At 72.8% G+C, this 11,491-nt stretch carries 7 protein-coding genes and 1 pseudogene; 2 read left to right on the forward strand and 6 right to left on the reverse strand.

The window, feature by feature from the left end:
• From BHU15_RS04735 to pyrG, 3 genes and pseudogenes are all read right to left on the reverse strand, one after another.
• Positions 1-635 (reverse strand): annotated as a pseudogene (locus BHU15_RS04735) (hypothetical protein); the annotation flags it as partial.
• A 158-nt stretch (positions 636-793) separates the two neighbouring features.
• Entirely contained in the window at positions 794-1,420 is a 627-nt protein-coding gene (locus BHU15_RS04740) for an NUDIX domain-containing protein (protein WP_069626008.1), read from the reverse strand.
• Positions 1,421-1,523: 103 nt separating this feature from the next.
• Positions 1,524-3,182, reverse strand: coding sequence for a CTP synthase (pyrG, locus tag BHU15_RS04745; RefSeq protein WP_069626009.1), 1,659 nt, complete (start codon positions 3,180-3,182; stop codon positions 1,524-1,526).
• A gap of 764 nt (positions 3,183-3,946) precedes the next feature.
• Between pyrG and BHU15_RS04750 the strand changes: the two genes are divergently transcribed.
• Positions 3,947-5,755, forward strand: a complete 1,809-nt coding sequence (locus BHU15_RS04750) for a glycoside hydrolase family 15 protein (RefSeq protein ID WP_069626010.1) — start codon at positions 3,947-3,949, stop codon at positions 5,753-5,755.
• A gap of 76 nt (positions 5,756-5,831) precedes the next feature.
• Entirely contained in the window at positions 5,832-7,463 is a 1,632-nt protein-coding gene (locus BHU15_RS04755; RefSeq protein ID WP_069626011.1) for a PucR family transcriptional regulator, read from the forward strand.
• A 24-nt stretch (positions 7,464-7,487) separates the two neighbouring features.
• Here BHU15_RS04755 and BHU15_RS04760 read toward each other — a convergent pair whose 3' ends face one another.
• From BHU15_RS04760 to BHU15_RS04770, 3 genes are all read right to left on the reverse strand, one after another.
• Positions 7,488-8,576, reverse strand: coding sequence for a glycosyltransferase family 4 protein (locus BHU15_RS04760; RefSeq protein ID WP_069626012.1), 1,089 nt, complete (start codon positions 8,574-8,576; stop codon positions 7,488-7,490).
• Positions 8,577-8,755: 179 nt separating this feature from the next.
• Entirely contained in the window at positions 8,756-10,477 is a 1,722-nt protein-coding gene (recN, locus tag BHU15_RS04765) for a DNA repair protein RecN (RefSeq protein WP_069626014.1), read from the reverse strand.
• A gap of 260 nt (positions 10,478-10,737) precedes the next feature.
• The coding region (locus BHU15_RS04770; protein ID WP_069626013.1) for an NAD kinase at positions 10,738-11,491 on the reverse strand (754 nt) is incomplete at its 5' end.

Below are 11,491 nucleotides of genomic sequence, written 5' to 3' on the forward strand. Positions count from 1 at the left end.
GCGTCACCGCGCGGAGCGGGCTCGCCGCCCTCATCACCCGCCCTGCGAGCGGCACTTGACGCCCCGGCCTCCGCGCGCCCGGCGACCGGGCCCACCTGCCCGTCGGGCCGCTCTCCACGGTCGAGACCGGTGCCCGCGCCCCCGGCGTCACCGTCCGCCCCGACCGGAACCGCTTCCTCCACGACCCCACCCGTCGCCACTCGATCCGCGCCCGGCGCCGCCGTTGGCGAGCCCCCGGACGCCGCGTCGGCGCTCTCCTTCTTCCCCGCGCCGCGCGAGGCCGCCTTCTTGCGCGGGGCGGCCGCCGCGCCACGGCGCGGGGCCGACTCCTCGCTCCCGGCCCGCGCACCCGTTCTCGGCGCCGGCTTCTCGGCCGTGCCGCGTGCCCTGCGGGCAGCGGTCGGCGGCGTGGCCGGCGCTTCGGGGTTCTCCTGCTTCCCCGTACCGCGCGAGGCCGCCTTCTTGCGCGGGGCGGGCTTCTTGGGTTCGGCCCGATCGGGGGCCTGGCGGGTGCGGGCGGCTCGGCGGCGGGGTGGGTCGGGAGCTTCCGGAGGGACTGACGGGGCGTCAGCCAGCCCGTCGGCGTCGTGCGACCTCGCAGGGCCGCCGTCCAAGTCCACCGCCTGGTCCGTCACGGCCACGCTCCTTCCCCTGCCCGCCGGCGGGGTGCGCACGAGTCGAGCCCGGCGGGTGTCCGCCCGGGTGATTCGAGCGTAGTTCACGCTCCGCGACCGACCCGGCGGGACGCGACCACAAATCCCCCAATCGGATCAGCAGTTCGTCCTACTGGACGTCACGCCTCGAACGGCCGAGCCGGCCACTGCGCGTCCGCCGGACGCAGCGCGTCCAGACCGTCCCCCGCCAGCGCCGCTGTCAGCGACATCGCGCCCACCACGAGCGCGTTGTTGTGCAGCTCGCCCGCCAGTACGCCCCGTACCAGCTCCGCCAGCGGCACCCGCGCCTGCTCCATGTCCGCCTCTTCCTCGGACACGTCGAAGCGCTCGCCCTCCGCCTCCGACAGGTCGCGCGCCAGGAAGATCCGTACGGACTCGTCGCAGCCGCCCGGCGTCGTGTAGACGTCCGTCAGCACCCGCCAGTCCTCCGCCTTGACGTGCGCCTCCTCGTACAGCTCCCGCTGCGCCGCGTGCAGCGGGTTCTCGCCGGGGATGTCGAGCAGCCCCGCCGGGATCTCCCACAGCTTCTGGCGTACGGGGTGCCGGTACTGACGCAGCACCAGCACGCGGTCCGACTCGTCCAGGGCGAGGATCGCGACCGAACCCGGATGGACCTGGTAGTCGCGGCGCGCGACGGACCCGTCGGGCATGACCACGTCGTCCGTACGGACGCTGGTCTTGTTGCCCCGGAACGGTGTCGCCGTGGCCGTGATCCGCCACTCCTCGGGGGTGTCCTTGATCGTCATCGAAACCTACCTCCGCACACGCCCGCACAGTGAAAGACCGAGGTACGGATCCCGGTGCCGGGAAGCCGTACCTCGGTCCACGTTAGCGCCTCGCGCCGGTGCCCTACGCGCCCTGCTGGCGCTCCACCGCGGCCTTGACCAGGCCCGCGAACAGCGGATGCGGCCTCGTCGGACGCGACCGCAGCTCCGGGTGCGCCTGCGTGGCGACCAGGTAGGGGTGCGTCGTACGCGGGTACTCCACGTACTCGACGAGCTTGTTGTCGGGCGACGTGCCCGAGAAGACGAGGCCCGCCTTCTTCTCCAGCTCGGCGCGGTAGGTGTTGTTGACCTCGTAGCGGTGCCGGTGGCGCTCCTCCACGTACGGCTGGTCGTCGTAGACGCCCCGCACGATCGAGCCGTCCGCGAGCTTCGCCGGGTACAGCCCGAGCCGCATCGTGCCGCCCAGGTCGCCGGCGCCTTCCACGTAGGCGAGCTGCTCCTCCATCGTGGAGATCACCGGGTGGGCCGTCGCCGCGTCGAACTCAGTGGAGTTGGCGTCCGGGTTCTCCAGGAGGTTGCGCGCGGCCTCGATGATGATGCACTGGAGGCCCAGACAGATCCCGAGCAATGGGATCTTCTGTTCGCGTGCGTACTGGATCGCCCCGACCTTGCCGGTCACGCCGCGCTCGCCGAAGCCGCCGGGGATCAGGATCCCGTCGACGTCGCCGAGCTGGCGCGCCGCGCCCGCGGGCGTCTTGCAGTCGTCCGAGGTGACCCACTTGACCTTGACCCGCGCCTTGTTGGCGAAGCCGCCCGCCCGCAGCGCCTCCGTCACCGACAGGTACGCGTCGGGCAGGTCGATGTACTTGCCGACGAGCGCGACGGTGACCTCGTGGTCGGGGTTGTGCACCCGGTCCAGCAGGTCGTCCCAGACGGTCCAGTCGACGTCGCGGAACGGCAGGTCCAGCTTCCGTACGACGTACGCGTCCAGGCCCTCGGTGTGCAGCACCTTCGGGATGTCGTAGATGGACTTCGCGTCGATCGCCGCGACCACGGCGGCCTCGTCCACGTCGCACATCAGCGAGATCTTGCGCTTGATCGACAGCGGCACCTCGCGGTCGGCGCGCAGCACGATCGCGTCCGGCTGGATACCGATGCTGCGCAGCGCCGCCACCGAGTGCTGGGTCGGCTTGGTCTTCAGCTCGCCGGACGGGCCGATGTACGGGAGCAGCGAGATGTGCACGACGAAGACGTTGTCGCGGCCCACCTCGTGGCGGACCTGGCGGACGGTCTCCAGGAACGGCTGCGACTCGATGTCGCCGACCGTGCCGCCGACCTCCGTGATGACGACGTCCACGTCGTCGGTGGCCATGCGCCGGATGCGGTGCTTGATCTCGTTGGTGATGTGCGGGATGACCTGGACGGTGTCGCCGAGGTATTCGCCGCGCCGTTCCTTGGCGATGACCGTGGAGTAGACCTGGCCGGTGGTGACGTTGGCCGAGCCGTCGAGGTCGACGTCGAGGAAGCGCTCGTAGTGCCCGATGTCCAGGTCGGTCTCGGCGCCGTCGTTGGTGACGAAGACCTCACCGTGCTGGAACGGGTTCATCGTGCCGGGGTCGACGTTCAGATAGGGGTCGAGCTTCTGCATGGTGACCCGCAGGCCCCGCGCTTTGAGGAGAGCCCCCAGGCTGGAGGCGGTCAGGCCCTTGCCGAGGGAGGAGGCGACGCCCCCGGTGACGAAGATGTGCTTGGTCGTCGAGGAGGTCGTGGATCGGTTCGGCATGGCCAAGAGGGGGCTCCCGTGGTCGCGGTCTGAGGTGCGTACCGGCTCCCCTGTCCAGTGGATCACCGGCGGACCGGAGGATCTGGAGGGGGTGACGTCGCTGCGGTTCGGGGCCCCTGAGGAGTGCTGGGGGGCCATCCGCCCACGGGCCACCAGGGTATCAGCGACGGCGGCGGCACGTTCCCGGCGGCCACGCTCCGGACCTTCGGCGACGGGCCCGGGACGACGCTCGCGACACCCCCGGGATCACCCCGCGACGGCCGCCCGAACACACCGGCACCGAGGCCGCATCGGGGGTGATTTCCGGCCACCCGTTACGCGCGTCGAACGCACGCCGGAAAGAGGCCTGACGCACGCCGAACGCGCACGAAACACACACGGAACACGCACGGAAACGGCCGCACCCTCCTCGCCCAAGATCACAAATTGATCACCTCACAAGCCTTCATGATCAGCGGACGGTCACCACTCGGTCACTCCGGGCTCACCGAACCGCCCGCGCTCAGTCGTCGCCCCGTTACCGCACGTCATCGGACCTGCGGTGGCACGGCCCCTATCACCCCCAGCCCACTCGTTCGGCTCATTTGTGTTGCCTGGACACCTGCGCGGATCTCCGGGGTGCGTCGTATCCTGCTCGGACATTCGCTGCCGAGTCCGGCCGGCAAACGGCACTATCCCCGCCCGTGTTCCCGGAAAAAGAGCTCGTCAACGACCCTTGACCGCAGTAAGCGCCCCGAGGGGCGAACGTGGCCGTTCGACTGGAGATGCACGTGGCCGGGCGCATCGAGGATTACGCACTCATCGGAGACATGCAGACCGCCGCCCTGGTCTGCCGGGACGGCACAGTCGACTGGCTGTGCCTGCCCCGCTTCGATTCGCAAGCCGTGTTCGCGGCGCTGCTCGGGACCGACGAACACGGTTTCTGGCGGCTCGGACCGGCATCCCCGGCGGGAGCCGAGCCCCCGCGGGCCGACCGGCGCCGCTACGTGGGCGACTCCCTGATCCTGGAGTCGGAGTGGGACACGCCGCGCGGCACGGTCAGAGTGACCGATTTCATGCCCCCGCGTGACGGCGCGCCGCAGCTGATCCGGATCGTGGAAGGCGTCAGCGGCCGGGTGCCGATGCGCTCCGCGCTGCGGATGCGTTTCAGCTACGGCCGGGTGGTGCCGTGGGTGCACCAGGTGGACAACCGCACCGTCGCCGTCGCCGGGCCGGACTCGATCTGGCTCGACACCGAGGCGGACACGTACGGCAAGAACCTGACGACGTACTCCGACTTCACCGTGGCTCCCGGCGAGCGCATCGCGTTCACCATCAGCTGGCAGCCCTCGCACCGTCAGCCGCCCGCGCTGCCGGACCCCGAGGGTTCGCTGGAGGCGACGTCGGACTTCTGGCGCGAGTGGGTCGAACACTGCACGTACCACGGCCCCTACCGCGAGGCCGTCGTCCGTTCGCTGATCACGCTGAAGGCCCTGACGTACGCGCCGACCGGCGGCATCGTCGCCGCGCCCACCACGTCGCTGCCCGAGGACATCGGCGGCTCCCGCAACTGGGACTACCGCTACACCTGGCTGCGCGACGCCGCCATCACCCTGTCCTCGCTGCTGCGCACCGGCTACCGCGAGGAGGCCCGCGCCTGGCGCGAGTGGCTGCTGCGGGCCGTCGCCGGCGACCCCGAGAATCTCCAGATCATGTACGGGATCGCGGGCGAGCGTGAGCTGGGCGAGGCGGAGCTGGACTGGCTGCCGGGGTACGAGAGTTCGGGCCCGGTCCGGGTCGGCAACGGCGCGGCGCACCAGCTCCAGCTCGACGTGTACGGCGAGGTCACCGAGGCCCTGCATCTGGCGCACATGACGGGCCTGGCGCGCAACGACTACGCCTCGCTGCTCCAGCTCAAGCTGATCGAGTATCTGGAGACCCACTGGGACCAGCCGGACGAGGGCATCTGGGAGGTGCGCGGACCGCGCCGCCACTTCGTGCACTCGAAGGTGATGGCGTGGGTCGCGGTCGACCGGACGATCAAACTGATCGAGTCCGGCGACGCGGACGGCCCGCTGGAGCGCTGGCGCGAGATGCGCGACGACATCCACCACGACGTGTGCGAGAAGGGTTACGACAAGGAGCGCAACACCTTCACCCAGTCCTACGGCTCCCAGGAGCTGGACGCGTCGCTGCTGCTGATCCCGCAGATGGGCTTCCTGCCGCCGGACGACAAGCGCGTCATCGGCACCATCGAGGCGATCCAGCGCGAGCTGTCCACGGAGGACGGTTTCGTCCTGCGCTACCCGACGTCGGGCGACGACGCGGGCGTGGACGGCCTGGAGGGGGACGAAGGGGCGTTCCTGGCCTGCTCGTTCTGGCTGGCGGACGATCTCGCGATGATCGGCCGGGTCGACGAGGCCCGCAAGCTCTTCGAGAAGCTGCTGGCGCTCCGCAACGACCTGGGGCTGCTCGCCGAGGAGTGGGACTCGAAGCACCAGCGGCAGGTCGGCAACTTCCCGCAGGCGTTCAGCCACGTGCCGCTGATCGACACGGCACTGCGGCTGACGGCGTCCGGGGCGTACGGAGGCTGACGCACCGGCGGCCCGCGCGGGCAGGAGGACGTCCGGAGACGGACACGTGCGCGCGGGCCGGGTAGCGTCCAGAGGCATGGACGAACAGGCCGGAATCACCGTACGACGGGCCCTTGAGCTGCCGGGACTCCGTGGCGGGCTCCCGGAGGTCGTCGCCGGTGCCGACCGGCTGCACCGGACGGTGCGCTGGGCGCACGCGGGCGAGGTGCCGAACATCGCCTCCCTCCTCAAGGGCGGCGAGCTGCTGCTCACCACCGGCATCGGTCTGGGTACCCGCCCCGCCGAACAGCGCGCCTTCGTACAGAGGCTGGCCGATCGCGGGATCGCGGCCCTGGTGGTGGAGCTGGGGCCGCGGTTCGGGCGGCTGCCCGCCGCGGTCGTGGAGACGGCGCGGGCCGCCGGACTGCCGCTGGTGCAGCTGCACCGGGAGGTGCCGTTCGTCTCGGTGACCGAGGAGATCCACACCGAGATCGTCAACGGGCACTACGCGCTGCTGCGCCAGGCCGACGAGGTCCACCGGCGGTGCACGGACGCGCTGCTCGATGGCGGCGGCGTACCCCAGGTGCTGCGTATCCTCGCCGACTTCGCGGGCAACCCCGTCTTCCTGGAGACCGCCGAGGGGCAGTTGCTGTACGCGGCGGCGGGCGCCTCGGGGCCACCGACGGCCGCGGAGCCTCTCCAGGTGTGGGAGGGGCTACGCGCCCAGCGGGCCGACCGGGAGGCGGGTCCGCCGGCGGGCACCGTACTGGTGGACGTACCCGGTGGCGGGCACGGGGCCGGTGCCGTACGCGCCCGGCTCGTGCTGCCTCCGGTCGCCACCCCGCTTCTTCCGGTGCACCGGATGGCGGCCGAGCGGGCGGCGGGCATCCTGGCGGTCGTCCTGATGCAGGCGCGCCAGGAGGACGACCTGGCCGCGCGCGGCCGGGGAGACTTCCTCACCGATCTCGCGGAGGGCCGCGTCGCGGCCGACGACGCCCCGGCGCAGGCGGCGGTGCTGGGCTTCCGGCCGGGCGACGGGCCGCTGCTGCCGGTGGTGATGCGGCTGGACCCGGAACCGGCTCCGTCGGCCACCTGGGCGCCGCTGGCCCGCGCCGTGCTGGAGGAACTGGCCTCGGTGGGAGTGCCGGTGCTGTTGGGCGTACGTCCCGTGGAGGGCCGGATCCCGCTGCTGCTGGGGCTGCGCGCGGAGTCCGAACGCGCGGCGGTGGCCGACCGGGTGGCGGCGGCGCTGCGGGCGGGCGTGGAGCGGGCCGGACTGGAACGGCCGGGCGGCCGGCGGCCCGTGGTGGTCGTCGGGGTCCCGGGCGGCTGGGCGGCGGCGAGCGCGGGGCTGCGGCACGCGGCGGAGACCGCGACGGCGGCGGGCGGCCTGCCGGAGCGCCCCTGGCACGACGCGCGGCGCCTGGACATCGACCTGCTGCTGTGGCGGCTGCGGGACCACCCGGACCTGTCGGCGTTCGTGGACCGGGCGATCGGCCCGCTGCTGGCCCACGACCGCACGTCCCGCGCCCCGTTGCTGCCGACGCTGACGACGTTCCTGGACCACGCGGGCCGCAAGGCGGAGACTGCGCGCGAACTGCACCTCAACCGGCAGACGCTCTACAACCGGCTGGCCCGCATCTCCGACCTGCTCGGCACGGACCTGGATGACCCGCAGACGGTCCTGGCCCTGAGCCTGGCGCTGCGGGCACGGCGGCACGTGCGCTGACGGGCCCGAAGTAGGGCCGCGGTGTCACCTCGGCGGAGACTGCGTCAGTTCGTCGTAGACGCTGAGCACTTGGGCGATCGTGTGGTCCTCCGTGGGCCACGTCGCCGCGCGGACCGGGCCCGCCGACGCGAGTTCGGCCCGGCGGCCGGGGTCGGCCAGCAGGCGCGTCACCGTGCCCGCGAGGGCGACGGCGTCGCCGTACGGGATCAACTCCGCCGCGTCACCGACCAGTTCGGGTACGGCGCCGACCGATGTGGCGACCAGGGGGACGCCGAGTCGCAGCGCCTCCTGGGCCAGCAGCGACCGGGCCTCCCAACGGCTGGGCAGGAGCGCGATGTCGGCGGCGGCGAGGAGCTGGCTCACGTCGTCACGGCGGCCGACGAGGTTGACGGGCAGGTCCTCGTTGTCGATCCGCGCCTGGAGCGCGGCCCGTTCGCGGCCCTCGCCCGCGATGACGAGCAGCGGCATGGGATCGAGTCCGCGCCACGCCCTCGCGGCGTCCAGCAGGGTGTCGTACCCCCGGTCCGGTACGAGGCTGCCGACCGCCATCAGCAACGGCCGCTCCACCGCGCCCAGTTCGGCGCGGGCCTTGCCGTTCTCGTCCGGCGCGGGGACCCGGCGCGGGCCCGGGACCGCGACGGGCGCGAGGCGCGCGTCACGGGCGCCGCGCCGGCGGGCCCGGTCGACGAGTTCGGACGACGCGCCGAGCACAACGGCCGCCGCCCTGACGGCTCTTCGCTCCAGCAGCCGCAGCAGATGGCCGCGCGGCCCGTCCGCGTGCACGCGGGTGTGCCAGGTGACGACGAGCGGTACGCGCTGCCCGCCGAGGGCGACCGCCGCGCGTACGGCGGCGTGCAGCCCGTGCGCGTGCACCACGTCGGCGGTGGCGCAGGCGGCCCGCAGCGCCCCGAGCGAGAGGGGGTCGCCGCGCCGGGCCACCGGTACGTGGTCGGCGCCGCAGCCCCGGAAGTCGTACAGCCGCTCCAGCGGGTCCGGCGCGCAGACGGTGACCCGTACGCCCCGGGCGACGAGGCCCGCCGTCAGCGATCTGACGTGCGCGCTGCTGCCCGCGCTGCCACCGCCGAGCACCTGGACCGTACGCAGCTGTGTCACGTGCCCGAGGCTCCTGTTCAGGTGGTGTGTGCTGCGCCAAGGATGCCAGCCGGTACGGACCTTCCGGCACCGAGGGACGTCGCGGGTGTGTCGGTCGTCGCGACTCCCCGCGCGAGATCACTCACACGAGTGACCTCGCGGCGCGCACCACCACGGTACCGCCGCCGCGACGCCCGTTCCTACGCGTCCGCGCGGGCCGTCGCCAGCAGTTCCTCGGCGTGCGCGCGGGCGGTCTCCGAGTTCTCCTGGCCCGCCAGCATCCGGGACAACTCCCGTACGCGCTCCTCGCCTTCGAGGACCGTGACACCGGAGCGCGTGACGGAGCCGTCGTGCCTCTTCTCCACCAGCAGTTGCCGGTCGGCGAACGCCGCGACCTGCGGCAGGTGCGTCACGACCACCACCTGGGCGGACTTGGCGAGCTTGGCGAGCCGCCGGCCGACCTCGACCGCCGCCTTGCCGCCGACGCCCGCGTCCACCTCGTCGAAGAGATATGTCGGCACCGGATCGGACCCGGCGAAGACCACCTCGACGGCGAGCATCACGCGCGACAGCTCACCGCCGGACGCGCCCTTGGCGATCGGCCTGGGCTGGGCGCCCGGGTGCGGGGCCAGCAGCAGTTCGACCTCGTCGGCGCCGGAGGGGCCGTACGCCACCACGCGGCCGTCGACCTCGACACCGTCCGGGTCCTCGGTCTGCGTCACGGCGAACGAGACGCGCGCGTGCGGCATGGCCAGGGACGCGAGTTCGGCGGTGACGGCTTCCGCGAAGCGTGCCGCAGCCTCGGTGCGGGCGTCGGTCAACGCCTGCGCCAGAGAGGAGAGTTCACCCAACAGAGTGGTGTGCTCGGCGGTCAGCTCGCCGATCCTGTCGTCGTCACCCTCGAGTTCGGTCAGCCGCGCCGCGTTCTCCTCGGCCCAGGCCAGCACACCGTCGATGTCCTGGCCGTACTTGCGCGTCAGTCCGGTGAGCGAGGCCCGCCGCTCCTCGACCGCCGCCAGCCGCAGCGGGTCGGAGTCCAGGTTGTCGGCGTATCCGGCGAGTTCACCGGCCACGTCCGCCAGCAGGATCGCGATCTCGCCCATCCGGTCGGCGAGCGCGGCGAGGGCCGGGTCGTGGGACCGTACGGCCTCCAGGGCGCGTCCGGCGCCGCCGACGAGGGTCGTCGCGTCGCCGCCCTCCGACGGGTCCTCCGGGTTCCCGGCGAGCGCCGCGTGCGCGAGCGACGCCGCGGACGCCAGCGCCTCGGCGTGGCCGAGGCGTTCGGCCTCCGCGGCCAGTTCGGCGTCCTCGCCCGGCCGGGGCTCGACGGCGGCGATCTCGTTCAGGCCGAAGCGCAGCAGGTCGGCCTCCTGCGCGCGTTCGCGGGCGCGGGTGGTCAGCTCGGCCAGTTCGGTGGCGACGGCTCTCAGCCGCCGGTAGGCGTCCGTGTAGGTGGCGAGCGGCGCGGCGACCGCGTCCCCGGCGTACCGGTCGAGCGCCTGCCGCTGCCGCGCGGGCCGCAGCAGACCCTGCTGGTCGGTCTGGCCGTGTACGGCGACGAGGTCGTCCGCCAGCTCGGCCAGCACCCCCACCGGCACCGAACGTCCGCCGATGTGGGCGCGCGAGCGCCCCTCGGCGGAGACGGTGCGGCTGATCAGCAGCGCGCCGTCGTCGAGTTCGGCGCCCGCCTCTTCCGCGCGCCTGGCCGCCGGGGCGTCGGCGGCCATGGTGAGCCGCCCCTCCACCACCGCGGCCTTGGCACCGATCCGCACCAGGGCGGCGTCGGCGCGACCGCCGAGCAGCAGCCCCAGGCTGGTGACGACCATGGTCTTGCCCGCGCCGGTCTCACCGGTCACCGCGGTGAATCCCGGCGACAGCTCGACCACCGCGTCGTCGATGACCCCGAGCGACCGTATCCGCATCTCCTCCAACACGGACACGACCTTACGAGGTCCGGAGCCCGGTGTGCGACGGCCCCCGCCCTCCGGTTCGACGGCACGTGCCGCGGTACCGCACCTTCTGTGCTGATTTCGACCGCGTGTCCGACGGAAAGCGAGTGTGCTTGGCGACATGACGACAGGCGACGTGACGCGGGACGACTCGGGACGGAGACAGACCGACACATCGACACCCCGGACCGTCCACGGCCCGGGTCGACATGTCGACCCGGGCCGTGGACGCCCTAGTGCGGTGCCCCGCGCCACCCCGCCACCGGCAGGGCGAACTTCGCCACCAGCCGGTCCGTGAACGACGCCTGGTGCAGTCGCGCCAGCCGTACCGGGACCGCTCCGCGCCGTACCTCCACCCGCGCGCCCGCCGGCAGCTCCACCGTCCTGCGTCCGTCGCACCACAGCACCCCGTGCGGCGTGTGCGGCTGCACCTCCACCGCGAGGACCGACTTCGGCGACGTCACCAGCGGTTTCGCGAACAGCGCGTGCGCGCTGATCGGCACCATCAGCAGCGCCTCCACCTCCGGCCACACCACGGGGCCGCCGGCCGAGAAGGCGTACGCCGTCGAACCGGTCGGTGTGGCGCACACGATGCCGTCACAGCCGAAGCCCGTCACCGGCCGCCCGTCGATCTCCAGCACGACCTCCAGCATCCGCTCGGGCGAGACCTTCTGCACGGCCGCCTCGTTGAGCGCCCAGTCGCGGTGCACGACGTCGCCGTTGCTGTGGACGAGGACGTCGATGGTCATCCGTTCCTCGACCTCGTACGCGCGCGTCACCACCCGGTCGACGACCTTGTCGAGGTCGTCGCGCTCCGCCTCCGCGAGGAAGCCGACGCGCCCCAGGTTGACGCCGAGCATCGGCACACCCGACGTACGCGCGAAGGCGGCGCCGCGCAGCAGCGTGCCGTCGCCGCCGAGCACGATCAGCAGTTCGCAGCCGTTCAGCGCGCCGGACGTGGCCTCCGGGACGGTCTCGACGGCCGAC

Origin of the sequence: Streptomyces niveus (assembly GCF_001723055.1) — a bacterium.
GTDB classification, from domain to species: domain Bacteria; phylum Actinomycetota; class Actinomycetes; order Streptomycetales; family Streptomycetaceae; genus Streptomyces; species Streptomyces niveus.